Source organism: Streptomyces sp. NPDC048420, assembly GCF_040651535.1.
Lineage (GTDB): Bacteria > Actinomycetota > Actinomycetes > Streptomycetales > Streptomycetaceae > Streptomyces.
This window is the reverse complement of sequence record NZ_JBEZKG010000029.1, coordinates 16,975-42,135: the sequence shown is the minus strand read 5'-3', so window position 1 is coordinate 42,135 and position 25,161 is coordinate 16,975. Positions and strand designations below refer to the sequence as shown.

Here is a 25,161-nt window from a genome sequence, read left to right as displayed (position 1 = left end):
GAGGTAGTCACAGGCAACGAAGTCCGAGAACGTCGCAGAAGGTCGGAGAAGTCGCAGGACATGAGTGAATTGCCCTATTCGTACGACGCGCCTGTCTCGCAGGCCCTGTTCGACCGCGCCTCGGCCGTCACGCCCGGCGGCGTGAACTCCCCGGTGCGCGCCTTCCGTGCCGTGGGCGGCACCCCCCGCTTCATGGTGTCCGGCACCGGCCCGTACCTGACGGACGCCGACGGGCGCGAGTACGTCGACCTCGTCTGCTCCTGGGGCCCCATGATCCTCGGGCACTCGCACCCCGAGGTGATCGCCGCCGTCCAGGAGGCGGTGTCCAAGGGCACCTCCTTCGGCACCCCCGGCGAGGGCGAGGTCGCGCTCGCCGAGGAGATCGTCCGGCGTGTCGAGCCCGTCGACCAGGTGCGGCTCGTCTCCAGCGGGACCGAGGCCACCATGTCCGCCATCCGCCTCGCCCGCGGCTTCACCCGGCGCACCAAGGTCATCAAGTTCGCCGGGTGCTACCACGGTCACGTCGACTCGCTGCTCGCCGCGGCGGGCAGTGGTGTGGCCACCTTCGCGCTGCCCGACACCCCGGGCGTCACCGGTGCCCAGGCCGGCGACACGATCGTGCTGCCGTACAACGACCTCGAAGCCGTCCACGAGGCCTTCCACCGGCACCCCGGCGAGATCGCCTGTGTGATCACCGAGGCCTCGCCGGGGAACATGGGCGTTGTGCCGCCTCTTCCCGGGTTCAACCAGGGGCTCAAGGACGCCTGCGCGCAGAACGGCGCCCTCTACATCTCCGACGAGGTCATGACCGGGTTCAGGACCAGCAGGAGTGGTTGGTTCGGCATCGACGGGGTCCGCCCCGATCTCATGACCTTCGGGAAGGTCATGGGTGGTGGGTTCCCCGCCGCCGCCTTCGGTGGTCGCGCGGACGTCATGGCGCACCTCGCGCCCGTCGGGCCCGTCTACCAGGCCGGCACCCTCTCCGGGAACCCCGTCGCCACCGCCGCCGGGCTCGCCCAGCTGCGGCTGCTCGACGACGCGGCCTACGGCAAGGTCAACGCCGTCTCCGAGCAGATCCAGGCCCTCGTCGGGGACGCGCTGAGCAAGGAAGGCGTCGCGCACACCGTGCAGAACGCCTCAAACATGTTCTCCGTGTTCTTCACCGACCGGCCGGTGCGCACCTACGAGGACGCCAAGGCGCAGGAGTCGTTCCGGTTCACGGCGTTCTTCCACTCCCTTCTGGAGAACGGCGTCTACCTGCCGCCGTCCTCCTTCGAGTCGTGGTTCGTGTCCACGGCCCACGACGAGCAGGCGGTTCAGCGGATCGCCGACGCCCTTCCGGCGGCGGCCCGAGCGGCGGCGGAGGCCTCGGCAGCATGACCAGCACTTCCCAGAACGGCGACATCACCGTCGTCCACCTGATGCGGCACGGTGAGGTGGCCAACCCGGACGGGGTCCTCTACGGCCGTCTCGCGGGCTATCACCTCTCCGAGCTCGGGCGGCAGATGGCCGACCGGGTCGCCGAGCACCTCGCCGCCCGGGACATCACCCACGTCTGCGCCTCCCCGCTGGAGCGGGCGCAGGAGACCGCCACGCCGATCGCCAAGGCGCACGGCCTCGACATCGCGACCGACGAGCGGCTCATCGAGGCCGAGAACATCTTCCAGGGCAAGACTTTCGGCGTCGGCGACGGGGCGCTGAAGAACCCGGAAAACTGGAAGCACCTCGTCAACCCGTTCAAGCCGTCGTGGGGCGAGCCGTATGTCGACCAGGTCGTGCGGATGAAGGGTGCGCTGGACGCTGCGCGGGACCGGGCCCGGGGGCATGAGGCGGTTCTTGTCAGCCACCAGTTGCCCATCTGGATCGTGCGGTCCTGGGTCGAGAAGCGGCGGTTGTGGCATGACCCGCGTAAGCGGCAGTGCACGCTCGCCTCGCTGACGTCCTTCACGTATCGGGGCGACAAGATCGTGTCCGTGGGGTACTCCGAGCCTGCGATCGATCTTGTGCCGGTTCATCTTCGGGCTGGGGCCAAGCCGGTGAAGGGCAAGTCCAAGGCTTTCGGGGCGTAGTGGTTCGTGGGGGACTGCGGGGCCGTTGTGGCTGGTCGCGCGCACGCGGCGGGGCCGCATATTGATACGGCCCCGCGCCCCTGAAGGGGCGCGCTTCTGTTACTGAATCCGGAAATAGCGTCGGAACCTCCCCTCTCGTCGCCTCCTCTGACTGGGTGACCACCAGAGAACGTGACGAATCGGGGAAGCATGCACTCTCTCACCCGAAGGGGAGCAATAGGTCTCGGCGCGGGCGCCGCGGCGGCCCTGGGGCTCTCCGGGTGCGGAACCCTCACCGGGTCGGACGGGGTGACCCACGCCTCGGCTTCCACGCCCGGCAAGAAGCCGGTCACCGTCCGCCCCATCGGCGACGGCTCGACCTCCTTCACCGGCAAGCAGCCGTTCCAGCCCGGCAAGTCCGTGCCGCTGGAGCCCGGGCAGACCCCGCCGCAGTTCGTGATCTTCTCCTGGGACGGGGCCGGCGAGGTCGGCAACGGCCTCTTCCCGCGCTTCCTCGACCTGGCCGAGCAGCACGGCGCGCACATGACCTTCTTCCTCTCCGGTCTGTATCTGCTGCCCGAGTCGAAGAAGCGGCTCTACGACCCCCCGAACAACCCACGCGGCGCCTCCGACATCGGCTACCTCACCGACGAGCACGTCAAGGCGACGCTGGCCAACGTCCGCCGCGCCTGGCTCGAAGGGCACGAGATCGGCACCCACTTCAACGGCCACTTCTGCGGCGGCTACGGCACCGTCGGCAACTGGACGCCGGCGCAGTGGCGCTCGGAGATCCAGCAGGCGAAGGCCTTCGTCAAGGAGTGGCGGACCAACACGGGGTGGACCGATCTGCCTGCTCTCCCCTTCGACTACGACAAGGAACTCGTCGGCGGCCGCACCCCTTGCCTCCTCGGCCAGGACAACCTGCTGCCCACCGCCCGCGAGCTCGGCTGGCGCTACGACGCCTCCTCGCCCGGCGGCCGCCAGGTCTGGCCGGAGAGGAAGAACGGCATCTGGGATCTGCCGCTCCAGGCGATACCTTTCCCCGGGCGCTCCTTCGAGGTCCTGTCCATGGACTACAACATGCTCGCCAACCAGTCGATCAACTCGACCAACGCGCCCGCCCACAACTACCCGGCCTGGCGCGAGCAGGCGGCCGGCGCCTACATCTCCGGCTTCAAGCGGGCCTACGAGACCAACCGCGCCCCCTTCTTCGTCGGCAACCACTTCGAGCACTGGAACGGCGGCATCTACATGGACGCCGTCGAAGAGGCCTTCAAGTACATCGCGCGGGAGAGGGACAAGGGCGCGGACGTGCGCATGGTCTCCTTCCGGCAGTTCGTCGACTGGATGGACGTGCAGAAGCCGGAGGTGCTCGCCGAGCTCCGCACGCTCGATGTCGGCCAGGAGCCGGCCGGTGGCTGGAACACATTCCTCAAGGGGACCTCGACAGCCTCCTCGACGCCGCCCTCGGCACCCTCCTCAAACGCTGCCTGAAATGCGGGTTTCCGCCCGCAAGGGGGGTGCGCAAGATCCCCAGAACGGGCATGCGAAACTTTTCACATGAGTGCCGCCAGTCGTAGCCGCTCCCGAGTCCGTACCACCCTGCTCAGCGCGGGTGCCGCAGCCGCAGCGCTGACCCTGTCCGCCTGCAGCTCGGGCGGCACCTCGGGCGGGGGCGGCGACACCAACTTCATCATGGGCGCGGACGGCATCTCCACGGCCAAGCAGGGCGACCGGGGCACCGCCCCCGACCTGTCCGGCAAGACCGTCGACGGGGGACAGCTCGACGTCGCCGACTACAAGGGCAAGGTCGTCGTCCTGAACATGTGGGGCTCCTGGTGCGCCCCCTGCCGGGCCGAGGCCCCCAACCTGGAAGCGGTCTACAAGGACCTCAAGGGCAAGGACGTGCAGTTCGTCGGCGTCAACACCCGCGACACCAGCGTCCAGAACGCGCGTGCCTTCGAGAAGGACATGGGCATCACCTTCCCCAGCCTGTACGACCCGACGGGCAAGCTGATGCTCCGCTTCCAGAAGGGCACCCTCAACCCGCAGGCCGTGCCCTCCACGCTGGTCATCGACCGGGACGGCAAGATCGCCGCGCGCTCGCTGGCCGCGCTCAGCGAGAGCAAGCTGCGCAAGATGATCGACCCGGTCCTCGCGGAGAAGTGACGTGAGCGCAGTCGTCACGCTCGCCGCCGACACCGGCTACAACGGCACCGTCCTCAACGGCGCCATGCTCCTCGCGCTGCCCATCGCGGTCCTCGGCGGCCTCGTCTCCTTCTTCTCCCCGTGCGTCCTGCCGCTGGTCCCCGGCTATCTGTCGTACGTCACCGGCGTCACCGGCACCGAGCTGGCCGAGGCGCGGCGCGGCCGGATGGTCGCGGGCGCCTCCTTGTTCGTGCTCGGCTTCACCGCGGTGTTCGTCTCCAGCGGGGCACTGTTCGGCTACTTCGGCCAGACGCTCCAGGAGAACCAGAGCGTGCTGTCCAAGGTGCTGGGCGTGCTCATGATCCTCATGGGTGTCTTCTTCATGGGCCTGATGCCCTGGATGACCCAGCGGGAGTTCCGCTTCCACAACAAGCCCACGATGGGCCTGGTCGGCGCCCCGCTGCTCGGTGCGCTGTTCGGCATCGGCTGGACCCCCTGCATCGGCCCGACCCTCGCCTCGGTGATCGCCCTGTCCTCCCAGCAGGGCAGCGCGGGCCGCGGTGCCATACTGACCGTCGCCTACTGCCTCGGCCTCGGCGTGCCCTTCGTGCTCGCCGCGGTCGCCTTCCGCAAGGCGCTCGGCGCCTTCGGCTGGGTCAAGCGCCACTACGTCTGGGTCATGCGCATCGGCGGCACCATGATGATCGTGACCGGACTGCTGCTGCTGACCGGCGCGTGGGACCGCCTTGTGCAGGACATCCAGTCCTGGTCCGCCGGCTTCACTGTGGGGATCTGATCCATGAGCAAGACCACGCCCGCCACCTCGGACGCGCCCGAGGCGCCCGACGCTCCCGCAGGTGACCAGGACCTCGGCGCCGCCGGCTCCCAGCTGTCCACGGCGCCCGCGGAGACCCTGAGCATGCCCACCCTGGGGGTGATCGGCTGGGCCCGCTGGTTCTGGCGCCAGCTGACCTCCATGCGGGTCGCGCTGCTCCTCCTCCTGCTGGTGGCGCTCGGCGCGATCCCCGGCTCGCTGATCCCGCAGACCGGCACCGACGCCACGAAGGTCGCGGACTTCGTCAAGAACAACCCCACCCTCGGGGACGTCTACGACAAGCTCGGCCTCTTCCACGTCTACAGCTCGGTGTGGTTCTCCGCGATCTACATCCTGCTGTTCGTCTCCCTCATCGGCTGCATCGTGCCCCGCACCTGGCAGTTCGTCGGGCAGTTGCGCAGCAGGCCGCCGGGCGCCCCGAAGCGGCTGACCCGGCTGCCCGCCTACACCACCTGGCGCACCGACGCCGAGCCCGAGCAGGTCCGCGAGGCCGCCCTCGCCCTGCTGAAGAAGAAGCGCTTCCGTGCCCACCTGACCGGTGACAACGTCGCCGGCGAGAAGGGCTACCTCCGCGAGGTCGGCAACCTCGCCTTCCACATCGCGCTGATCGTGATGCTGACCGCCTTCGCCTGGGGCCAGCTCTTCAAGTCCGAGGGCAACAAGCTGGTCGTCGAGGGCGACGGCTTCTCCAACACCCTCACCCAGTACGACGACTTCAAGTCCGGGAACCTCTTCGACACCGGCGATCTGGTGCCGCTCAGCTTCACCCTGAACAAGTTCACCGGCACCTACGAGACCACCGGCCCCAACAAGGGCACCCCGCGCCTCTACCAGGCCGCCATCACCTACAGCGAGGGCGCCTACGGCAAGGACCACAAGACCCTCGTCAAGGTCAACGAGCCGCTGGAGATCGGCGACGCGAAGGTCTACCTCACCGCCCACGGCTACGCGCCCGAGATCACGGTCCGGGACGGCAAGGGCAACGTCGTCTTCCACGACGCCGTCGCGATGCTGCCCCTCGACTCCAACGTCACCTCCACCGGTGTCATCAAGGTCCTCGACGGCTACAAGAACGCCAAGGGCGTCAGCGAGCAGCTGGGCATCTCGGCGTTCTTCCTGCCGACCTACACCACCGGCAGCGAGACCGCCTCCACCTTCCCCGCGCTGAACAACCCGGTGCTCAACCTCACGCCGTACCACGGTGACCTGGGCGTCGACTCCGGCATCCCGCAGAGCGTGTACCAGCTCGACAAGTCGCATGTGAAGGAGTTCAAGGACTCCAAGGGCGCGCAGCTCAGGGAGAACCTGAAGCCCGGCGAGACCATGCAGCTCCCGAACGGCGCCGGTTCCGTCACCTACGACGGCACCAAGCAGTGGGCCAACTTCCAGGTCGTCCAGCAGCCCGCCAGCGGCTGGGCCCTCGCCGGCGCCCTCACCGCGATCTTCGGCCTCGCCGCGTCCCTGTTCATCCAGCGCCGCCGGGTGTGGGTACGGGCAGTGCGCGGCGCCGACGGGGTGACGGTCGTGGAGATGGCGGGCCTGGGCCGCAGCGAGTCGGCGAAGGTGCCGGAGGAGCTGGGCGAGCTGGCGGGCGTCCTGTACGACCAAACACCGAGTACTGCAAGCCACTCAGGGGCGCGGGCAACTGCGCGACCAGCCCCCACAGACCCGCAGCCGAAGACCGAGCAATCCACCCCCGAACCCCAAGAAGCACCCTCTGAAGGGTCTGAAAAGTGACTCTCGCCACCGCCACCAACGAGCACCTCGCCAACATCAGCAACACGCTGATCTACTCCGCGATGGCCGTCTACACCCTGGCCTTCTTCGCGTACATCGCCGAATGGCTCCTCGGCAGCCGCAGCAAGGTCGGCCGCACAGCCGCCGCGCTCACCACCGACGCCAAGAAGGCGACCGCACCGGCCGTCACCGTGAACAAGGGCGGCAGCACCGCCGTACTGGAGCGGCCGCAGGTCGTGGTGCGGTCGGCGGCCGGTTCGCGGGACGTGCCCGACGGGCCGGGGGCGCACGGCGGGGACGAGCAGGGCGACCTCTACGGGCGTATCGCCATCTCCCTGACGGTGCTCGCCTTCCTCGTCGAGCTCGCCGGGGTCATCGCCCGCGCGGCCTCGGTGGAGCGGGCGCCCTGGGGCAACATGTACGAGTTCAACATCACCTTCTCCACAGTGGCCGTCGCCGTGTACCTGGGGCTGCTGGCCCTGAAGAAGAACGTGCGCTGGCTCGGGCTGTTCCTGATCACCACGGTCCTCCTCGATCTCGGCCTCGCCGTCACTGTCTTGTACACCGCCAGCGACCAGTTGGTTCCCGCCCTCCACTCGTACTGGCTGTACATCCACGTCTCCACCGCGATCTTCTGCGGCGCGGTGTTCTACGTCGGCGCGGTCGCCACGATCCTGTACCTCTTCAAGGACAGCTACGAGAACAAGATCGCGTCCGGCGGCACCCCCGGCCGGTTCGCGAACTCCGTCCTCGACCGGCTGCCCGCCTCCGCGAGCCTCGACAAGTTCGCCTACCGCGTCAACGCGGCCGTCTTCCCGCTGTGGACGTTCACGATCATCGCGGGCGCGATCTGGGCGGGCGACGCCTGGGGCCGCTACTGGGGCTGGGACCCCAAGGAGACCTGGTCCTTCATCACCTGGGTCGCCTACGCCTGCTACCTGCACGCCCGCGCCACCGCCGGCTGGAAGGGCCGCAAGGCCGCCTACCTGGCGATGCTCGCCTTCGGCTGCTGGCTGTTCAACTACTACGGCGTCAACATCTTCGTCACAGGCAAGCACTCCTACGCAGGCGTCTGAGCCCTAGAAGGGCCACCCTGGAGTCATGAGCGGTTCCGTCGAGCAGGGCAGCAGCCAGACCCACGGCAGCACCCGCATCCTGCACTTCCTGGTGCGGCTGCCGGTGCCCATGGAGACGGTCTGGCCTGCGGTGGCCACCGCGGAGGGGCTCGCGGCCTGGTGGACCGGGGTGGAGACGCTCGAACCCCGGCTCGGCGGCGCGGTCGTGCTGCCGGGGCTGGGGGAGGGGCAGGTCACCGCGTGGGACGTGGACCGGGTCGCCGAGTACACGCTGGAGCGGGGCGGCCGGGTCCGGTTCCATCTGGAGCGGGACGGCGACGACGGGGCCGTACTGCGCTTCACGCACGAGTACGAGGGGGAAGGGGAGACCGAGCCCGCGTGGCGGGCCCGGTTCGAGCGGCTGGTCGCGCAGTGGGAGTCCTAGCAGTGGGAGTCCTAGAAGTGCACCTCCGCGCACGCCCGCCCGCGTGACTGAAGACCACTGCTCGTGTGCTCCCAGCCCTCCGCGCACAGCACCGCGCCATTGGGCAGGTCACGGTGGACCGGCACGGTGAACTTCTGGTGGTAGCCCCAGAACCGGGTCGTGCTGTTGGTGTCGATCCCGCCGCCCCAGATGTGGAAGTGGCCGGTGAAGTCACCGCCCCAGGTGGTCGACGCGCCGATCGTCTACACGCAGTCCGCTGCCGTCGACGCTGATGCAGGTGCGGTGGTTGCAGCCGTTGGCCCCGGCGGAGGCGGCCGGCGCCCCCGCGATCGCCATCGCAAGGGCGCACACCGCGCCGAGGGCCAGCCTGGTGAAGGTCTTGCTGTTCATGAGCGGGATCCTGGCAGTCACGGTGGGTGACCGGCCGGTACGACGCGCTACGACGGCGGCAGGCACTCCTTCGCGGGTGGCTTCCCCTCCGGCCAGGCGATCTTCACGAACCGGGCGGTGCCCTGCGGGGTCAGTTCCACGATCGGTACGGCCTTGTCGTACGGGTTGCCGTGGTTGTCGAGGCAGATCCAGCCGCTCGCGCCGTTGACGCGCTGCTGGGTGCCCTTGATGAGCCGCCACTCGTTGCGGACCTCTTCGAGGGTCGGGATGTCCTTGCTGCCCTTGGCGAACCGGATGCCCTGGTACGTCAGCCGCATCGCGTCGTAGGCGACGATCAGCTGGCCGTCCTCCAGGTCGACGTCGCCGATCGGGCCCACCTTGTCGCCCTGGCCCGCCAGTACCAGTTCCTGGAGGACCTTCGCGTCCGCCGTCGAACCCCCGGTCGCGGGCGGGGACTTGATCCACGCGTCCGGGTGGGCGAGGGCGGTGTAGCGGACGGTGAGGTTGCGGTTCAGGGCGTCCCGGTTCAGGTCCTTGTCGCCGGTCAGGTAGGACGCCTCGTCACCGGTGAGCAGGGTGAACCTGCGTTTCTGGCAGCCGCGTTCGCCGAGCGCGTTGATGAACTGGCGCAGCTGGGTGTGGCGTCCGGCGAACAGGATGGTGTCGGTGCCGGCGTCCGTGTCGCAGACCAGATGGGTGATCTGCTCGAAGTCGTTGGCGGTGGAGCCCTCCAGGCTGCGGTCGTCGGGCGGGTTGAACGACCAGGGGGCGTACGGCGATCCCTTGAGCAGCTTCGCGAAGGAGCGCTGGAGGGTCAGGGAGTAGGGGTCGCCGTCGTCGGGGTCGTCCGCCTTCTGGTCGTAGACCAGGACCGCCTTGTCGGCCGCGACCTGGGCGAAGGAGGTGAGCGCGCGGGCCTCGTCGGTGTTGGTCGGCGCGACCCTGGCGAGCCCGGGGAAGGGGTCCTTGCCGTTCTGCCCGTTGGCGAGGTTGTCGGCGGTGATGGAGGTGCCGATGACCGCGATGCCGCGCGCGGTGAGTTCGGCGACGGCCCGCTTGTTGTTGGCGGTGCTCAGCCCGACCCCGGCGACCGCCCGCAGCCTGTCCTTCTCCCCGGTCATGCCCGCCAGCTGGTCCACGGTGTGCTTCCAATGGGCGCCGGTGGCACCGGGGTTGGCGAGCACCAGCCGGATCGCCGGGACGGTCCCGTTGGACCGGTGGTTGGCCTGGTACTGGGCGAGATAGGCGCCCTGCATCTCGTGCAGGACGTCACCGAGGTTGTCGGCGTCGGTCGCGGTGAAGGGCTCCAGGAGCGCGACGGTGACGTAGGGGCCCTTGATGGACCTGTTCTCGCGGTCGATCGCCCGGGCCACCTGCTTGAGCGGGGCCCGGCCCCAGTCGTAGGCGGTCGCCGAGACGCCCACGCACTCGTCGCTGTCCTCGGGTTTGACCACCCCGGGCGCGCAGGAGCGGTCGTCGTGGGCGAGGGTGCGCACGGCGAGGACCAGGCCCGCCGTCACCGCCACGCCGAGCACGATCGCGAGGTACCGGCGCAGCGGGATCTCCCACACGCCCTCCCGCAGCCACGTTCCGAAGCCTCTGCCGGCCATCACGCCTCCCCCTCGCCGTCGTCCTCGTCGTCCGGGATGCGCAGGGGCCGCCCCGCGAGCGCGTCCTCGGGCCAGTCCCGGGAGGCCCGCCACAGCAGCGCGTTGCCGGCCGGGCGCAGGTTGGACAGCTGCTCCAGCTCGAAGCGCAGCCGGTCGCACACCTTCGGGTCGGGCAGCGCGAGCGGGTCGGTCAGCTGCCACACGGCGTGCAGCAGCCGTCGTACCCGCAGATGCAGTACGGGGTCCACCTGGTCCGGCACCCGCTGTACGGCGTCGGTGTGGCCGAGCGCGATCGCCGCGCGCCGGTCGTCGCGGGCGTCGAAGTCGTGGCCCTCGGCGTCGTGCGCGTGGAAATAGGGCGCCGAGGCGACGAACCGCAGGGTGCGCAGCCAGCTGCGGGTGTCCAGGGTGGTGAAGGTGTCGCGCAGGTGGGCGACGGCCGACTCGGTGGTGCCGAGGGCGAGTTCGTGGTGCAGGCGGTAGCGGGCGCCCGAATCGTCCGAGGCGTCCGGGGGCGCGTAGTGCGCGATCAGCGTCTCGTGCGCCTCCCGCCAGCGGCCGTGGTCGGCGGAGCGGTGGTGCAGCCGGAGCAGCAGCAGGGTCCGTACGAAGGGGTCGCCGACGAACCGGCCCGGTACCTCCGGCAGTCCCTCCTGGACCAGCCGGGTCTGCAGGGCCCGTACGTCCGCCGGGCCGAAGTCGTCGGGCAGCAGCGCCTCGGCGAGCGCGGTGGCGGAGTCGTGGTCGTGGGCGGCGGCCAGCACGGTGAGTTCTTCGAGGCGGTCGGCGGGCACCAGCCGGTCGAGGAGTTCGACGTAGGCGGGCCGGCCGTCGCGGTCCTCGTGCAGCCGTACGTCCGCGGTGAGCAACTCCCCGAGGGACGCGGTGCTGTGCTGCGCGGCGGACTCGGTGAGCAGCACGATGCCCAGTGGGTTGCCGCCGGTCAACCGGTGGATTGCGTGCGGGAGTTGGGGCGGCACCGGGTGCTCGTCGACGATGTGCAGGGTGTCGTCGGCGCTCAGCGGCGGCAGGGAGACCAGCAGGGCCCGGGAGGACGGGGAGGCGGGGTCGGGCGTCCACTGGGTGCGCCGGGCGACCTCGGGGAGGGTGTGCCGTACGGCGTTGCGCAGGGCGGGCCGGCTGTCGCCGCGCAGCGCGGTGATGAAGACGACCTGGTCGGCGATGCCCTCGGAGCGGTCGCGCAGGACCGGGTCGGTGAGGCCGGGCCCTGGCGCGGACTGCGCGTTGTCGACGAGGACGAGCGGGCGGCCGATGCGCTGCATGCGCGGCAGCATGCCGGTGTAGGCGTCGGTGAGGTCGGCGAGCAGGGCGCGCACCAGATGGCGCTCGGCGTGCTCGCGGGAGGTGCCGCCGGCCCTGAAGTGCCCGGACAGCAGCATGAGTCCGCGCCGGGCGTTGCGGCTGGCGTTGGGGTAGTCCCGCCACCAGGTGGCCGCCCGCTGCTGGCGCCGGTGCACGAAGCTGTCGGAGATGGACTCCAGGGTCGCCTCGATGGCGGAGGAGAGCAGCGGCCCGGTCCCGGTCGCCGCCGCCGCCACGTTGGCGGCGACCCGCCCGGCCCAGCGCCCCGCGAACCCGGCGATCCACGACCCGCTCTCGTTGAGCAGCAGGATCCGCTCCACCTCGCGCCGGATGCGCTCCGAGTCGGCGTCCCGCCAGCCGCCGGCGGCGACCGCGACCAGGCCCGACATCAGCCGCGGGAAGATGATCCGGCCCGCGCCGGTCACCGGCTCCGCGAGCTGCTCGGCGATCACCAGCAGTGCCTGCGACACCGGGGACCAGGCCTCGGCGTCCCGGCCCGCGGGCGGCGCCGCGAACTCGGCGGCCTCGCAGTCGATCAGGGCGACCGGGGTGTGCCCCTTGTAGGCCTCCCGCAACTCGCCGAGCACCGCGCTCTTGCCCCGGCCGCGGCTGCCGGTGAGCACGACGAAGGGCGGTTCCTGCGGATGCTCGAACGCGGTCGCCCGGTGCTGGTGCGGCCGCAGTCCCACGAGCCGTGGTGCGAGCCCCGCCGGATCCGTGTCGAACAGCGCCCCGCGCCCGTGCAGCTGTCTGTGCACCCGCATTCCCCCCATGCGCGCTGTCTGTCAATCCCAGGGTAGGGAGGGGGAGGTGGTTCGGACTAGATCGCGTGATGTCCGTTGGGTTACGAAGTTGTCGACACGGGATCGCTCGACCACGTGGCCCCTGGACCAGCTTCTGGACATTTGGCGGGGAATTTTGACACGGTGGAGCGCGCCGGCCCGTAATCGAACACGTGGCCGATGACGCCTTTCGGGAGGCCCCGTCGTGTCCCGCTCCTTCTACGCCGACCAGAGCACCTTCTCCGACCCCGGCGAACTCGCAGGTCTGTACGGTGACCTGCCCCGCGATCCCGCCCGACTGGCCCGTGTCGTACGGGATGTGATGATCCATCGGGTCGAGGGGGAGATCTTCGGCCACACCCATCCGACCGACCGCCTCCACAACGACGCGGAGTCCCGCTACATCGACGACATCCTGCGGATCATCGTCGAGCGGAACACCGCCCCGCTGACCGTGCGGCGCGAGCCGGGCGACCGGTTTGTCGGAACCTGCCGCGACTTCGCGCTGCTGCACGTCTCGCTCCTGCGGCACGTCGGTGTCCCGGCCCGGGTGCGGTCGGGGTTCGGCGAGTACTTCGGTTCGGCCGGCTTCCACTTCGACCACATGGTCACCGAGTACTGGGACGAGGAGCGGGGGTGGCTGCTGGCGGACGCGCAGTTGACCGACCCCGAGATCACCGCCAACTGGCCGGTGGACTTCGACCCGATGGACGTACCCCGGTCGCGGTTCCTGGTCGCAGGCGAAGCGTGGCGGGCGATCCGGGAGGGCGGGGCGGACGAGAAGACCTTCGGGCTGCATCCGCCGACGGAGGGCCCGTTCTTCGGGGAGCGGTTCGTGTCGGGCAACATGCGGCTCGACCTCGCCGCGCTGAACAAGGTGGAGACGCTGCTGTGGGATGTCTGGGGTGAGGACGAGGGGGAGCCGGGGACGCCGTTGCCGGAACGGGCACGGGAGTTCTACGACCGGGTCGCATCCGTGGTGAGCGGGGAGGTGTCCTTCGAGGCCGTGCGGAAGCTGTTCGCCGAGGACGACGTGTTGCGGACGCCGGAGACGGTCACGTGTTACGCGCCGTTCAACGGGACGAGCCTCGTCACCCTGCGCTAGGGCCTGTCCGGCGGATCATGCCGGCGTCGCGGGGTCTGGCACGCACTCCCTCAGAGGGGGCCCCAGCCGCAGTCGTCGGTCACCGACTCCCCCACGCGCGAACAACCGCGCGCGGGACGGGCCCATGACCCCGCTCATGCGGGCTGCCGAAGTACCGTTCCTCGCTAGCCGGCCTGATCCGCCGGACGGACCCTAGGCCACCGTCCGCAGCCCGCCCCGCACGACGGCTCCCGTCCCCCGGACCACCCGGTGTGCGCAGGTCGCCGTGAGGAGTTCTCCCAACAGGTCGGGGTCGTCTATCTCCAGGCCCAGCAACGTCTCGATGCGCTCCAGGCGCTGGTAGAGGGACTGGCGGCCGATGTGGAGGAGAGCCGCTGTGCGGGTCGGGGAGCAGCCGTTGCGGAGGTGGACCTCCAGGGTGCGTACGAGGTCGCTCGGGTGGGCCGCCTCCCAGGCGAGGAGGGGGCCCAGCGCGTGCTGGACCACGGCTGCCAGGCGGTCGCGGTTGGCGTCCACCCCGCCCCGCGTCAGCTCCCGCTCCAGGGCCAGCGCCCTCGACGAGGTCACCAGCGGGCCGTCCGGCACTCCCGGCTCCGCGGGCGGCACGGTCAGCGCCAGCTCCAGGGTCGTACGGGCCGCCCGCAGGGTGTCGCTCCAGCGCAGCCAGCCGCCGTCCGTGGCGGAGACAGCGTGGCCCACCGCCACCGTGAGGCCGGGGGCGGCGGCCGCGCGGAAAGCGTCCTGCACCGCCTTCACCGGGTCCCCGGGGCGCGCTCCCGGCAGGGACAGCAGGGCCAGGACGTCCCCCGGGAACGCGGCCCGCAGCACCCCCGCGCCGCCGAGGAGCCGCACCGCCCGGTCGACCGTGCCGACCTCCCGTGCGCCGTGCAGGGACACCCCGAGCAGACGGGCGCCGGGGCCGGGGTGGAAGCCGGCGAGCGCGGCCCGCGCCTCCACCTCCGGCTGGTTCAGCGCCGCCCGGTCGGCGAGGTCGGCGAGCAGGGCCGCCGTATGGTCGTCGCCCCACGGCCGTACGACCGCACGGCCCGACAGACCGCGGGCCACGATCGCCCGGTTGGCGGCCTCCGTGATCCGTACGAAGGGCACCACCCGGTGCATCGCCAGCAGGGGCAGCTCACGGCGGCGGGCCTCGTCGACCACCTCGGCCGGCATGACCGGCAGGGAGCGGCCGACCTCCACGGCGAGCCCGGCGGCACCCCGGGCGGCCAGCTCGCGGACGTACCGGCGGCGGGTCTCCTCGTCGGGATCGGTCAGCCCGAAACCGTTGGTGAGCAGCAGCTCGCCGCCGTCCAGGAAGTTGGCGCCCTCGTACACCTCGCTGGAGTGCACCCAGCGCACCGGGCGGTCCAGCGAGGTGTGTCCGGCCAGCAGTTCGGGTTCGGCGGCGCGGACCGGATCGAGGGCGAGGATCTCGCGAAGGGTGAGTGCGGGCATGCGCGCCTCCCGACAGTTCGTCCGGATGTGGGCTGCCGGGAGAGTACTTTCCGCACGTTGCCCTCGTGTTTCGGCCACAGGAGAGTGAGGACATGGACCCTCTGGAACCCTTGGACCCCTTGGATCAGGTGACGGCACGCACGTGGCTCGCCACCGCCGTCGAGGAGGCCCGCGCCGGGCTCGCCGAGGGCGGCATCCCGATCGGGGCCGCGCTCTACGGCGCCGACGGCACCCTTCTCGGGCGCGGCCACAACCGGCGCGTCCAGGACGGCGACCCCTCGGTGCACGGCGAGACGGACGCCTTCCGGGCGGCGGGACGGCAGCGGTCGTACCGTGGCACGACCATGGTGACCACGCTCTCCCCGTGCTGGTACTGCTCAGGCATGGTCCGCCAGTTCGGTATCTCGCGCGTGGTGATCGGGGAGGCCGCCACCTTTCACGGCGGGCACGACTGGCTGGCCGAGCACGGGGTGGAGATCGTGCTCCTCGACGATCCCGAGTGCGTCCGGATGATGACCGACTTCATCGAGAAGAACCCGGCACTGTGGAATGAGGACATTGGTGAGTAAGCCCCGCATCCCCACCATCGATCTGCGCCCCTGGATGGCCGGCGACGCCGAGGCACGCGCCGCGATCGCCAAGACCGTCGACGAGGCGCTCCAGACCGCCGGATTCCTGCTGGTCACCGGGCACGGCGTCGATCCCGGCCTGCGCTCGGGCATCCGGGAGGCGGCGCGGACCTTCTTCCGGATGCCGACGGAGACGAAGCAGGCGTACGAGGCGAAGGTCGGCGGCCGCGGCTGGCTCGGACCCGGCGCCGAGGCCAACGGCTACTCGGAGGGCACCGAGACACCCCCGGACCTCAAGGAGTCGCTGACCTTCGCCACCCACGAGCCCTTCGAGGACCCGGTCGTCAACGCGGAGTGGTACGCGCCGAACGTCTGGCCGGAGGAGGTGCCGGAGCTGAGGACGCTCTGTGAGGAGTACCTGGAGCGGATGGGCGAGCTGGAGAAGCAGTTGCTCTCCCTGCTCGGCGAGGCGCTCGGGCTCGAACCCGACTTCTTCTCCCGGCACATGGACCATCCGACGTACGGCTTCAATATCAACTGGTATCCGGGCACCGAGGTCATCGGGGAGCCCCAGCCCGGTCAGTTCCGCATCGGCCCGCACACCGACTTCGGGACCGTCACGATCCTCGACCGGCAGGCCGGCAAGGGCGGGCTCCAGGTCTTCACCGACGAGGGCGGCTGGGAGGACGCGCCCTTCGACCCCGACGCCTTCACCATCAACATCGGTGACCTGATGGCCCGTTGGACGGGAGACCGCTGGCGGTCCGGACGCCACCGGGTGCTGCCGCCACCGGCGGACGCGCCCGCCGAGGAGCTGATGTCCCTGGTCTACTTCGGCGAGTGCACCCCGGGCACGACCGTCGAGTCCGTCCCGGCACCGGTCGGCCGCGTGGCGCACGAACCCGTCGACTCCCATGTGTACCTGCGGGCGAAGCTCGACTCGATCACGGTCGACTGAGGGGGGTACTGGGCCCCGTGGGCCCCTCCGGCCACAGGGGATACAGTTCGACCGCCGTTTCCGCGGCGGTAGAGCTGTGGGCGCTGGGGGAGTCACATGGGAAAGAGCACCGTCCTACGGGGCCTGTCGTACGCGGTGACCGCCCTGGTCGCCGGGGCCGTGGGAGCGGGCGGCACCCTGGGATACCAGCGGGTCACCGCCCCGGACACCTCGGCCGTAGACGCGCAGGCCGCCGCGATCGCCCAGGACCTGCGCCAGGATCTCAACGTCGGTTTCCACTCGGGCGGCGGCACCTACGGCGGGCAGTTCACCGAGGGCACGCTGGTCGCCCAGGTCGAGGCGCACGGCGGGGCGCTGCTGAGCGTCCGGTCCGCCGGCCCGACCCATACGGCCGAGGTGATGCTGGGCCTCGTACCGCCCAGCGGGACCACCGTCGACGCCGACGCCTACCCGGTCCGCTGCTACCGCATCGCCTTCGCCCGCGGCGCCTACAGCGTGCAGCGGACCACCATCGCCTGCCCGGCCACCCGACCCGACGGCCAACCCGGCAGCGTCGCCGCCCAGTTGGGCGGGCTCCTTGCGCGACAGCCCGACACCGCGAGCGACTACCGCAAGGTGTCAGCCGTCGGCTACGACCACACCCCCAAGGGCGCCACGGAGTTCCTGAAGGGCAAGGGGCTGGTCTCCGCCAGGGACACCGTGACCGCGCTCTCCGGCAAGGCCGCCGCCGACGACGTCTACGCCGCCGCCCTGCGCCTCAACGGCGTCTGCCACTACCTGCGCATGTCCTCCGACGCCGACCTGATCCCCCTGTGGACCGCCCCGGCCGCCGAACAGAGGACCTGCGACGCCCAACAGGCGGTCACCGCCTCCGACCTGTACGGGAGCGACCCGGCGAAGGAGGGGTGAGCCGTCACCGCACCGGCGACCGCCTCCGCAGCGCCGCGTACAGCACCGCGCTCACCACGAAGCCGACCACCGGGGTGATGTCCCCGAACGACGGCCAGTGCTCCGGTACGTAGCCGACGTAGTCCTCCTGGTTGGAGAAGAGCGGGACCGAGACCGCCACGCCGATCAACAGGGCCGCGAGTCCGGGCCAGTTGGTGAAAGTGCGGTCGGTCAGGCGGGCGGCGAGGACGTCGTCGGGGGTGCGGGAGCGGAGGAGACGTTCCACCAGGACGACTCCCAGCCAGGGCGCCACCCAGTACGCGATCACCAACAGGAACGCCTCGTACGCCGCCCCCGCGTCCGAGAGCGACGCCCACGCCGCCGCCGTACCGGCCACCCCGGACACCACCACCAGCACGCTGCGGCTCAGCCACGCGGGGAGGTCCAGGCCGAAGGAGGCGATCGAGATCGCGCCGGAGTACACGTTGAGGGCGTTCGCCGAGACCGCGCCCAGGATGATCGCGATCAGGACCAGGTCGCCGAGCCAGCCCGGGAGATGGCCGGTGAAGGCCGCCGTCGGGGTGGCGTCCTTCGGGGAGACGATCGTCGCCGAGGCCGCGCCGATCACGGCCACCACCGAGACGGACAGGAACAGGCCGAGGGCGGGGTACAGGACCGTCCTGGCCTTGTTCGCCGTACGGGGGAGATAGCGCGAGTAGTCCGAGGCGTACGGGTTCCAGCCCGCCGCGTAGCCCCAGGCCGCGCTGAACGCCAGCAGGAAGCCGCCGATGCCGCCACCCGCTCCGGAAGCCCCCAGGTCAGCGTCCTTGAAGGTCCACACCCCGGCCAGCAGGAAGATCACCGCGAGGGCGGGGAAGGCGTACTTCTCGAAGACGTGGACGAAGTTGTGGCCGATGAAGCCGATCAGGATCTCGGCGGCCACCACGAGGAGCAGCGAGGGCAACGGCCGTAGGCCGGTGAGGGTGTTGAGGGCGAAGGCCGCACTCACGCTGTTCACCGCGAACCAGCCGACGCCCGCCACCAGGCCGTTGGCCGCGGCGGGCAGGATGTTGCCGCGGTGGCCGAAGGAGAGCCGGCCGATCACCATCTGCGGGACCCCGAACCGCGGCCCGTCCAGGGACAGCACGCCCTGGGTCAGTGCGCCGAGCGCGGTGCCGAGCACGATGGCGGCCGTGGCCTGCCAGAAGCTCAGGCCGAAGAAGAGGACCGCGATCACACCGATGAAGACGGTCGCGAACTCGATGTTCGGGGACGCCCACGTCCACAGCAGCTGGAGCGGGCCGCCGTGGCGTTCGGACTCGGGAATGGGTTCCGAGCCGGCCGACTCGACGGCGATGACCTTGTCACCGTAGGCGGGGGCGAGAGTGCCGGCGGAGTCGGCGGGAGCTGTCGTCATGCGAGGTAAGTGTCCGGCTCCCGCCGGGCCCCGCCCAGGGGCGCGATGTCCGCTTCGGGAGGCTCGCCCACGTACAGCTTGTCAGTCGGCCCTCGGGTCCTCGCCCTGCTCCCGGCGCTTCAGCTCCTCCTCGCGGCGGCGCAGGTCGGCCTCCCAGTCCTTCAGCAGCGCCTCGTCCTTTACATCTTTAGAAGATGCAGCCTCCGCCTTGAGGGAGTTCAGGAACTCGGGGTTGTCGTCGGGGGCGACGTACTCCACGCGGTGGTTGCGGTGCCACTCGGAGGGGGTGCGGCCGCCCGCCGGCGGGGTGCGCAGTTTGCCCGCGGCGAGCCAGGCGATCGGGCCGACGATCCAGAACAGCAGGATGATGAAGACCCAGGCGATCTTGGGCAGGTGCTTGGCCTCGTCCTCGGGGGTGTTGAGGCAGTCGATGAACGCGTAGATCGTCAGCGCCAGCGGGATCAGGTACATCAGCAGCCGGAACATGTGCTTTTGGCCCCCAGGGAACGTTGTGTGGAGCCTGTGACAGGCCCCTGAGGGGGTCAGGGTAGCGGCTCGGGGATACTTGACCCCATGGCTTACGACGATCTTCGCTCCCTGCTCAGGGCACTGGAACGCGAGGGAGACCTCAAGCGGATCAAGGCCGAGGTCGACCCGTATCTGGAGGTCGGGGAGATCGTCGACCGGGTGCAGAAGGCGGGCGGCCCCGCGCTGCTCTTCGAGAACGTGCGCGGCTCCGCGATGCCGCTCGCCATGAACGTCTTCGGGACCGACCGGCGGCTGCTCAAGGCCCTGGGCCTGAAGTCGTACGGCGACATCTCCGACAAGATCGGCGGGCTGCTGCGTCCCGAGCTGCCGCAGGGCTTCGTGGGTGTGCGCGAGGCGTTCGGGAAGCTCGGGGCGATGGCGCACGTCCCGCCGAAGAAGGTGAAGTCCGCGGGCGCCCCGGTCCAGGAGACCGTCCTCACCGGGGACGACGTCGATCTCGACCAGCTCCCGGCCCTGTTCACCTGGCCGCAGGACGGCGGTTCCTTCTTCAACCTGGGGCTCACCCACACCAAGGACCCGGAGAGCGGGATCCGCAACCTCGGGCTCTACCGTCTCCAGCGCCACGACAAGCGCACCATCGGCATGCACTGGCAGATCCACAAGGACAGCCGCAACCACTACCAGGTCGCGGCGAGGAGGGGTGAGCGTCTCCCGGTCGCGATCGCCTTCGGGTGCCCGCCCGCGGTGACGTACGCCTCCACCGCGCCCCTCCCCGGTGACATCGACGAGTACCTGTTCGCGGGCTTCATCGCGGGCAAGCGGATCGAGATGGTGGACTGCAAGACGGTCCCGCTCCAGGTCCCCGCTCAGGCCGAGGTCGTCATCGAGGGCTGGCTGGAGCCGGGGGAGATGCTGCCGGAGGGGCCCTTCGGCGACCACACCGGGTTCTACACCCCGCAGGAGCCGTTCCCGGCGCTGAAGATCGACTGCGTCACCATGCGCCGTCGGCCCCTGCTGCAGTCGATCGTCGTAGGCCGTCCCCCGACGGAGGACGGACCGCTGGGTCGCGCCACGGAACGCTTCTTCCTCCCCCTGCTGAAGATCATCGTGCCGGACATCGTGGACTACCACCTGCCCGAGGCGGGCGGCTTCCACAACTGCGCGATCGTGTCGATCGACAAGAAGTACCCGAAGCACGCGCAGAAGGTGATGCACGCGGTCTGGGGGGCCCACATGATGTCCCTGACCAAGCTGATCGTGGTCGTCGACTCCGACTGCGACGTCCACGATCTGCACGAGGTCGCCTGGCGGGCCCTCGGCAACACGGACTACGCCCGTGACCTCTCGGTCGTCGAAGGACCCGTCGACCACCTCGACCACGCCTCCTACCAGCAGTTCTGGGGAGGCAAGGCGGGCATCGACGCGACGAAGAAGTGGCCCGAGGAGGGCTACACACGGGACGGCGGCTGGCCCGAGATGGTCCTGTCCGACCCGGAGACGGCGGCGAAGGTCGACCGCCGGTGGAAGGAGTACGGCCTGTGAGCAGCGCTTCCGCGGCACTTCCGCAACCGGGACGCACGAAGGCATTCCTGCGGCTGGTGATGATCGAGCACTCGGTCTTCGCGCTGCCCTTCGCGTACATCGCCGCGCTGACCGCGATGTTCGAGTGGGACCGGAACATCCACTGGGGGCGGCTGCTCCTGGTGACGATCTGCATGGTCGGCCTGCGGACCTTCGCGATGGCGGTCAACCGGATCATCGACCGGGAGATCGACGCGCGGAACCCCCGGACGGCGCAGCGGGAGCTCGTCACCGGGGCGATGTCCGTGAAGCACGCGTGGACGGGCGCCCTGGTCGCGGTCGTCGTCTTCCTGGGTTCGGCGGCGCTGCTGAACCCGCTGTGCCTGGCGCTGGCCCCGGTCGCCGTCATCCCGATGGTGGTCTACCCGTACGGCAAGCGGTTCACGAACTTCCCCCAGGCCATCCTCGGTCTCGCCCAGGCGATGGGGCCGGTGGGCGGCTGGCTCGCGATCACGGGCTCCTGGTCCTGGGACGCGGTCATTCTGGGACTCGCCGTCGGCATCTGGATCGGCGGCTTCGACCTCATCTACGCCTGCCAGGACGTGGAGACGGACCGCGAGATCGGTGTCATGTCGGTCCCGGCCCGCTTCGGCATCCCGGCGGCGATCTGGGGGGCGCGGGTCTGTCACTTCCTGACGATGTCCCTCCTCGTCTGGTACGCCGTCGCCACGGAGGCGGGTGGGTTCTTCTGGGTGGGGCTGATGATCGTCGCGGGTGCGTTCGTGTATGAGCACTCGATCGTGCGGCCTCGTGATCTGTCGCGGCTGAACCGGGCGTTCTTCAGTGTGAACGGGTTTATCGGGATTGCCCTGTTCGTGTGTGCGCTGTTGGATTTGTTGATGCGGGGGTTGACGGTCTGAGGCGGGATTGTGGGGGGTCCGCGGGTTCGTTGCGGGCTGCGGGTGGTGGGGGTTGCTCGCGCAGTTCCCCGCGCCCCTGGGTGGGTCAGGCTGGTCGGCGCCTGGATGTTGCGGCTTGGTCGTGCTCACGCGGCGGGGCCGCAATTGATACAGCCTCGCGCCCCGGGGCGGGTCAGACCGACCGGCGTTTGAACATGAACGCAGCCGCCACCCCGGCCACCAGGCCCAGCAGGTGCCCCTGCCAGCTGACCCCCGTCTGTGTCGGCGCCAGGCCGACCAATATCGATGTGCCCCAGATCGCCGCTATCAGGAGGCCCACCAGGACGCCCAGCGGACGGCGCTCCACGAAGCCGGTGACCAGCAGGTAGCCGAACAGGCCGAATATCAGGCCCGACGCGCCCGCCGTGTTGGTGTGGGCCGGGGCGATGAGCCAGACGCCGAGGCCGTCGGCCACGATGATCGCCGCGCAGATCATCGCGAAGCGGCGGATGCCGCCGAGGGCCGCTAGGAAGCCCATGACCAGCAGCGGGACGCTGTTCGCGGCGACGTGGGCGAAGCCGAAGTGGATGAAGGCGGCCGGGACGACGTCGACCAGCTCGGACGGGGTGCGTGGCGTGATGCCGAGACCGTCCAGCACGTGACCGCTCGCCACGTCCACCACTTCGAGGAGCCACAGCAGCGCGATCCAGGCCACCATCAGCTTGGCCGCGGCCTTCGCACGATCACCGCGCGACCACTCGAGTTCCCTGCCCGTCAATTCCCTGCCCACCATGACAACCCCCATCCCCTTCAGAGGAACGCCCGGACCCCCGGGGCGGTTCCCGGCGGATCAGTCCGGCGCCGCGGGACCGGCGCGCGTCCTCCGAAAGGCGGACCCCGGGTCAACAAACGCCATGCCCCCTGGCCTGCCTGATCCGCCGGGAACCCCCTTGGCCGGTTCCCACCCCGCACCGCCGGATAGGCTCGGGGGTGTGAACCCAGTCAAGCCAGGAGAGACGCGGCGTACGCCTTGGATCGTAGGGGTGTCCGGCGCCTCCGGCACCCCGTATGCCGCGTCGGTGCTGCGTGCGCTCCTCGGGGCGGGTGAGGCCGTGGACCTGGTCGTGTCCCGGGCTTCCAGGCTGACACTCCTCGACGAGACCGGTGTCTCCTTCCGGGACGCCCACTGGCAGGAGGACCTGCGGGAATGGCTGGGCCGGGGGGCCGACGGCAAGCCCGCGACGTTCGACGTCGACATCGATGCCGTGCGGTACTGGAGCGCCGGGGACCTGGCCGCGGGGCCGTCCTCGGGGTCGTATCCGAGCAAGGGGATGCTGATCGTCCCCGCCTCCACCGCCTGTGTCGCCGGAGTCGCCCTCGGTCTCTCCAAGGACCTGCTGCAGCGGGCCGCGAGCGTGACGCTGAAGGAGCGGCGGCCGTTGGTCGTGGCTGTACGGGAGACGCCCCTGAACGGCCAGACCCTCCGGCACCTCGTCACCCTCGACGACGCCGGCGCGCGCGTGGTCCCGGCCTCGCCGGCCTTCTACGCGGGCGCCACCCACATCCAGGACCTGGTGGACTTCGTCGCCGGGCGGGTGCTGGACGCGGCGGGTGTCGGACACGACCTGTACCGGCGCTGGCAGGGCGAACTGGGCGGCGGCACGTCGGGTCAGTAAGGCAAGTCGCAGTACCTCTCATCACTTCAGGAACTTTCAGCGGAAGGCTTCGATCCCATGGACGCGGTGGACAGGCAGCTCATCCAGGCTTTGAGGGAGAACGGCCGGGCCTCCTACGCGGAGCTGGGACGCCTCGTCGGCCTGTCGGGACCCAGTGTCACCGACCGCATCAACCGGCTGGAGGCGGCCGGTGTCATCACCGGTTACCGCGCCACCGTCGACGCCGCCTCGCTCGGCCTCGGCGTCACCGCGCTGATCGGCATCTCGCTCTCCGACGCGGCGGACCACGAGGACGTGGCGGCCCGGATGCGGGACCTCGGGGAGATCGAGGACTGCTGGTTCATCGCGGGCGACGACTCGTACATGCTCAAGGTGCGGGCGGACAACGTGGACGGCCTGGAGAAGATCATCCGGCGGCTCAGCGGTACCAAGGGTGTCTCCCGCACCCGTACCACCATCGTGCTCTCCACGAAGTGGGAGAACCGGGTCGGAGAACTGCCCGAAGAGGCGTAGACGTACGGTTGGACAGGTCTTCGGAGAAAGGTGTGGGTATGGACGTCGGGCTCAAGCGCGAGCTGGAGCAGAAGGTCGCGGCCGGTGAGCGGCTGACCCGCGAGGACGGCATCGCGCTGTACGAGTCGGACGATCTGGCATGGCTGGGCGGACTGGCGCACGAGGTGCGGACGCGCAAGAACGGCGACGTCGTCCACTTCAACGTCAACCGCCACCTCAACATGACCAACGTGTGCACGGCGTCCTGCGCCTACTGCTCCTTCCAGCGCAAGCCGGGGGAGAAGGACGCGTACACGATGCGCATCGAGGAGGCGGTGAAGCTCGCGAAGGCGATGGAGGGCGAGAACCTCACCGAGCTCCACATCGTCAACGGGCTGCACCCGAGCCTCCCCTGGCGCTACTACCCGCGCTCGCTGCGGGAGTTGAAGGCCGCCCTGCCGGACGTCTCGCTGAAGGCCTTCACGGCCACGGAGATCCACCACTTCGAGACGATCTCCGGCCTTTCGGCCTCCGAGATCCTCGACGAGCTGATCGACGCGGGTCTTGAGTCCCTCACCGGCGGCGGCGCGGAGATCTTCGACTGGGAGGTCCGGCAGCACATCGTGGACCACCGCACCCACTGGGAGGACTGGTCCCGGATCCACCGCCTGGCGCACGAGAAGGGTCTGAAGACCCCCAGCACCATGCTGTACGGCCACATCGAGGAGCCGCGCCACCGGGTGGACCACGTCCTGCGGCTGCGCGAGCTCCAGGACGAGACCGGCGGTTTCCAGGTCTTCATCCCGCTGCGCTACCAGCACGACTTCGTGGACGTGAAGGACGGCAAGGTTCGCAACAGGTTGCAGGCGCGGACGCAGATGGCGACCGGTGCGGAGGCGTTGAAGACCTTCGCGGTGTCGCGGCTGCTGTTCGACAACGTCCCGCACGTCAAGGTCTTCTGGGTCATGCACGGCGTCCAGACCGCCCAGCTGGCCCTTCAGCACGGGGCGGACGACATGGACGGGTCGGTCGTCGAGTACAAGATCACCCACGACGCCGACAACTACGGGACGCCGAACAAGCTGACCCGTGAGGATCTGCTGGATCTCATTCGGGACGCGGGGTTCCGGCCGGTGGAGCGGAATACTCGGTACGAGATCATTCGCGAGTACGAAGGGCCTGACGCGGGGCGTCGGGAGTCTCCTCAGCCTATGCGGGTCTGAGGTCGTTTGTTGGCTGCGGGTCGTGGGGGGCTGGTCGCGCCCACGCGGCGGAGCCGCAAATGGATGCAGTCCCGCGCCCCTGGGGTGGGTACTCGG

At 70.1% G+C, this 25,161-nt stretch carries 24 protein-coding genes; 17 read left to right on the top strand and 7 right to left on the bottom strand.

Going from position 1 to position 25,161, the window contains the following annotated elements:
• Positions 1 to 60 precede the first annotated feature (60 nt).
• From hemL to AB0D34_RS38955, 8 genes are all read left to right on the top strand, one after another.
• Complete coding sequence (gene hemL, locus AB0D34_RS38990) at positions 61 to 1,380, top strand: glutamate-1-semialdehyde 2,1-aminomutase (RefSeq protein ID WP_362670847.1); 1,320 nt, start codon at positions 61 to 63, stop codon at positions 1,378 to 1,380.
• A complete protein-coding gene (locus AB0D34_RS38985) occupies positions 1,377 to 2,069 on the top strand; it encodes a histidine phosphatase family protein (protein ID WP_362670846.1) in 693 nt (230 codons plus the stop codon). Before hemL ends, AB0D34_RS38985 begins: the two co-directional genes overlap by 4 nt.
• Before the next feature lie 189 nt (positions 2,070 to 2,258).
• Positions 2,259 to 3,542 carry a hypothetical protein gene (locus tag AB0D34_RS38980; protein WP_362670844.1) on the top strand — a complete coding sequence of 428 codons (1,284 nt, stop codon included), beginning with the start codon at positions 2,259 to 2,261 and terminating at the stop codon, positions 3,540 to 3,542.
• Positions 3,543 to 3,608: 66 nt separating this feature from the next.
• On the top strand, positions 3,609 to 4,217 hold the full coding sequence (locus AB0D34_RS38975; protein WP_362670842.1) for a TlpA disulfide reductase family protein: 609 nt from the start codon (positions 3,609 to 3,611) through the stop codon (positions 4,215 to 4,217).
• A 1-nt stretch (position 4,218) separates the two neighbouring features.
• Positions 4,219 to 4,992, top strand: coding sequence for a cytochrome c biogenesis protein CcdA (locus AB0D34_RS38970; RefSeq protein WP_362670840.1), 774 nt, complete (start codon positions 4,219 to 4,221; stop codon positions 4,990 to 4,992).
• A 3-nt stretch (positions 4,993 to 4,995) separates the two neighbouring features.
• Positions 4,996 to 6,768: a cytochrome c biogenesis protein ResB gene (locus AB0D34_RS38965; RefSeq protein ID WP_362670838.1), complete on the top strand. Its 1,773-nt coding sequence runs from the start codon at positions 4,996 to 4,998 to the stop codon at positions 6,766 to 6,768.
• A complete protein-coding gene (ccsB, locus tag AB0D34_RS38960) occupies positions 6,765 to 7,844 on the top strand; it encodes a c-type cytochrome biogenesis protein CcsB (protein WP_362670836.1) in 1,080 nt (359 codons plus the stop codon). Before AB0D34_RS38965 ends, ccsB begins: the two co-directional genes overlap by 4 nt.
• Positions 7,845 to 7,869: 25 nt before the next feature.
• On the top strand, positions 7,870 to 8,268 hold the full coding sequence (locus tag AB0D34_RS38955; protein ID WP_362670834.1) for an SRPBCC domain-containing protein: 399 nt from the start codon (positions 7,870 to 7,872) through the stop codon (positions 8,266 to 8,268).
• 210 nt (positions 8,269 to 8,478) lie between these two features.
• Here the strand turns inward: AB0D34_RS38955 and AB0D34_RS38950 are convergent, their stop codons facing one another.
• Genes AB0D34_RS38950 through AB0D34_RS38940 form a run of 3 tightly spaced genes read right to left on the bottom strand, consistent with a single transcriptional unit; the run spans position 8,479 to position 12,355 of the window.
• A complete protein-coding gene (locus AB0D34_RS38950; RefSeq protein WP_362670831.1) occupies positions 8,479 to 8,658 on the bottom strand; it encodes a hypothetical protein in 180 nt (59 codons plus the stop codon).
• 47 nt (positions 8,659 to 8,705) lie between these two features.
• A complete protein-coding gene (locus tag AB0D34_RS38945; RefSeq protein ID WP_362670828.1) occupies positions 8,706 to 10,268 on the bottom strand; it encodes a hypothetical protein in 1,563 nt (520 codons plus the stop codon).
• On the bottom strand, positions 10,268 to 12,355 hold the full coding sequence (locus AB0D34_RS38940) for a hypothetical protein (protein ID WP_362670995.1): 2,088 nt from the start codon (positions 12,353 to 12,355) through the stop codon (positions 10,268 to 10,270). The genes AB0D34_RS38945 and AB0D34_RS38940 overlap by 1 nt, the downstream gene beginning before the upstream one ends.
• Before the next feature lie 223 nt (positions 12,356 to 12,578).
• Between AB0D34_RS38940 and AB0D34_RS38935 the strand changes: the two genes are divergently transcribed.
• Positions 12,579 to 13,478, top strand: a complete 900-nt coding sequence (locus tag AB0D34_RS38935) for a transglutaminase domain-containing protein (protein WP_362670825.1) — start codon at positions 12,579 to 12,581, stop codon at positions 13,476 to 13,478.
• Positions 13,479 to 13,670: 192 nt separating this feature from the next.
• On the opposite strand, the gene AB0D34_RS38930 is transcribed toward AB0D34_RS38935, so the two are convergent.
• Positions 13,671 to 14,933: a PucR family transcriptional regulator gene (locus AB0D34_RS38930; protein ID WP_362670822.1), complete on the bottom strand. Its 1,263-nt coding sequence runs from the start codon at positions 14,931 to 14,933 to the stop codon at positions 13,671 to 13,673.
• Positions 14,934 to 15,025: 92 nt separating this feature from the next.
• Here AB0D34_RS38930 and AB0D34_RS38925 point away from each other — a divergent pair, with 92 nt between their 5' ends.
• The 3 genes from AB0D34_RS38925 (at position 15,026) to AB0D34_RS38915 (ending at position 17,369) form a co-directional block, all read left to right on the top strand.
• Positions 15,026 to 15,502, top strand: coding sequence for a nucleoside deaminase (locus AB0D34_RS38925; RefSeq protein WP_362670820.1), 477 nt, complete (start codon positions 15,026 to 15,028; stop codon positions 15,500 to 15,502).
• Positions 15,495 to 16,460 (top strand): 2-oxoglutarate and iron-dependent oxygenase domain-containing protein, encoded by a 966-nt coding sequence (locus tag AB0D34_RS38920; protein WP_362670818.1) that lies wholly within the window; start codon positions 15,495 to 15,497, stop codon positions 16,458 to 16,460. Before AB0D34_RS38925 ends, AB0D34_RS38920 begins: the two co-directional genes overlap by 8 nt.
• Positions 16,461 to 16,556: 96 nt before the next feature.
• A complete protein-coding gene (locus tag AB0D34_RS38915; protein ID WP_362670816.1) occupies positions 16,557 to 17,369 on the top strand; it encodes a hypothetical protein in 813 nt (270 codons plus the stop codon).
• Positions 17,370 to 17,373: 4 nt separating this feature from the next.
• Here AB0D34_RS38915 and AB0D34_RS38910 read toward each other — a convergent pair whose 3' ends face one another.
• The gene (locus AB0D34_RS38910; protein WP_362670813.1) at positions 17,374 to 18,765 is read right to left on the bottom strand and encodes a cytosine permease; all 1,392 of its coding nucleotides are present in this window, start codon (positions 18,763 to 18,765) and stop codon (positions 17,374 to 17,376) included.
• Positions 18,766 to 18,846: 81 nt separating this feature from the next.
• The gene (locus AB0D34_RS38905) at positions 18,847 to 19,251 is read right to left on the bottom strand and encodes a PLD nuclease N-terminal domain-containing protein (protein ID WP_362670811.1); all 405 of its coding nucleotides are present in this window, start codon (positions 19,249 to 19,251) and stop codon (positions 18,847 to 18,849) included.
• 87 nt (positions 19,252 to 19,338) lie between these two features.
• Here AB0D34_RS38905 and AB0D34_RS38900 point away from each other — a divergent pair, with 87 nt between their 5' ends.
• Together AB0D34_RS38900 and mqnP are read left to right on the top strand one after the other, a co-directional pair.
• Positions 19,339 to 20,796, top strand: coding sequence for a menaquinone biosynthesis decarboxylase (locus tag AB0D34_RS38900; RefSeq protein ID WP_362670809.1), 1,458 nt, complete (start codon positions 19,339 to 19,341; stop codon positions 20,794 to 20,796).
• Positions 20,793 to 21,695 (top strand): menaquinone biosynthesis prenyltransferase MqnP, encoded by a 903-nt coding sequence (gene mqnP, locus AB0D34_RS38895; RefSeq protein ID WP_362670807.1) that lies wholly within the window; start codon positions 20,793 to 20,795, stop codon positions 21,693 to 21,695. Before AB0D34_RS38900 ends, mqnP begins: the two co-directional genes overlap by 4 nt.
• A gap of 172 nt (positions 21,696 to 21,867) precedes the next feature.
• Here the strand turns inward: mqnP and AB0D34_RS38890 are convergent, their stop codons facing one another.
• The gene (locus tag AB0D34_RS38890) at positions 21,868 to 22,452 is read right to left on the bottom strand and encodes a rhomboid family intramembrane serine protease (RefSeq protein ID WP_362670992.1); all 585 of its coding nucleotides are present in this window, start codon (positions 22,450 to 22,452) and stop codon (positions 21,868 to 21,870) included.
• 214 nt (positions 22,453 to 22,666) lie between these two features.
• Between AB0D34_RS38890 and AB0D34_RS38885 the strand changes: the two genes are divergently transcribed.
• Genes AB0D34_RS38885 through mqnE form a run of 3 tightly spaced genes read left to right on the top strand, consistent with a single transcriptional unit; the run spans position 22,667 to position 25,065 of the window.
• A complete protein-coding gene (locus AB0D34_RS38885) occupies positions 22,667 to 23,350 on the top strand; it encodes a UbiX family flavin prenyltransferase (protein ID WP_362670804.1) in 684 nt (227 codons plus the stop codon).
• A 57-nt stretch (positions 23,351 to 23,407) separates the two neighbouring features.
• Positions 23,408 to 23,863, top strand: coding sequence for an Lrp/AsnC family transcriptional regulator (locus AB0D34_RS38880; RefSeq protein WP_362670801.1), 456 nt, complete (start codon positions 23,408 to 23,410; stop codon positions 23,861 to 23,863).
• A 38-nt stretch (positions 23,864 to 23,901) separates the two neighbouring features.
• Complete coding sequence (gene mqnE, locus AB0D34_RS38875; RefSeq protein WP_362670798.1) at positions 23,902 to 25,065, top strand: aminofutalosine synthase MqnE; 1,164 nt, start codon at positions 23,902 to 23,904, stop codon at positions 25,063 to 25,065.
• The last annotated feature ends 96 nt before the right edge of the window (positions 25,066 to 25,161 follow it).

Excerpts from the sequence above, each read along its gene's own strand:
- hemL (WP_362670847.1), top strand. The coding sequence starts at position 61 with ATGAGTGAATTGCCCTATTCGTACGACGCGCCTGTCTCGCAGGCCCTG.
- AB0D34_RS38985 (WP_362670846.1), top strand. The coding sequence starts at position 1,377 with ATGACCAGCACTTCCCAGAACGGCGACATCACCGTCGTCCACCTGATG.
- AB0D34_RS38980 (WP_362670844.1), top strand. The coding sequence starts at position 2,259 with ATGCACTCTCTCACCCGAAGGGGAGCAATAGGTCTCGGCGCGGGCGCC.
- AB0D34_RS38975 (WP_362670842.1), top strand. The coding sequence starts at position 3,609 with ATGAGTGCCGCCAGTCGTAGCCGCTCCCGAGTCCGTACCACCCTGCTC.
- AB0D34_RS38965 (WP_362670838.1), top strand. The coding sequence starts at position 4,996 with ATGAGCAAGACCACGCCCGCCACCTCGGACGCGCCCGAGGCGCCCGAC.
- AB0D34_RS38955 (WP_362670834.1), top strand. The coding sequence starts at position 7,870 with ATGAGCGGTTCCGTCGAGCAGGGCAGCAGCCAGACCCACGGCAGCACC.
- AB0D34_RS38950 (WP_362670831.1), bottom strand. The coding sequence starts at position 8,658 with ATGAACAGCAAGACCTTCACCAGGCTGGCCCTCGGCGCGGTGTGCGCC.
- AB0D34_RS38945 (WP_362670828.1), bottom strand. The coding sequence starts at position 10,268 with ATGGCCGGCAGAGGCTTCGGAACGTGGCTGCGGGAGGGCGTGTGGGAG.
- AB0D34_RS38940 (WP_362670995.1), bottom strand. The coding sequence starts at position 12,355 with ATGCGGGTGCACAGACAGCTGCACGGGCGCGGGGCGCTGTTCGACACG.
- AB0D34_RS38930 (WP_362670822.1), bottom strand. The coding sequence starts at position 14,933 with ATGCCCGCACTCACCCTTCGCGAGATCCTCGCCCTCGATCCGGTCCGC.
- AB0D34_RS38925 (WP_362670820.1), top strand. The coding sequence starts at position 15,026 with ATGGACCCTCTGGAACCCTTGGACCCCTTGGATCAGGTGACGGCACGC.
- AB0D34_RS38915 (WP_362670816.1), top strand. The coding sequence starts at position 16,557 with ATGGGAAAGAGCACCGTCCTACGGGGCCTGTCGTACGCGGTGACCGCC.
- AB0D34_RS38910 (WP_362670813.1), bottom strand. The coding sequence starts at position 18,765 with ATGACGACAGCTCCCGCCGACTCCGCCGGCACTCTCGCCCCCGCCTAC.
- AB0D34_RS38905 (WP_362670811.1), bottom strand. The coding sequence starts at position 19,251 with ATGTTCCGGCTGCTGATGTACCTGATCCCGCTGGCGCTGACGATCTAC.
- AB0D34_RS38900 (WP_362670809.1), top strand. The coding sequence starts at position 19,339 with ATGGCTTACGACGATCTTCGCTCCCTGCTCAGGGCACTGGAACGCGAG.
- AB0D34_RS38880 (WP_362670801.1), top strand. The coding sequence starts at position 23,408 with ATGGACGCGGTGGACAGGCAGCTCATCCAGGCTTTGAGGGAGAACGGC.
- mqnE (WP_362670798.1), top strand. The coding sequence starts at position 23,902 with ATGGACGTCGGGCTCAAGCGCGAGCTGGAGCAGAAGGTCGCGGCCGGT.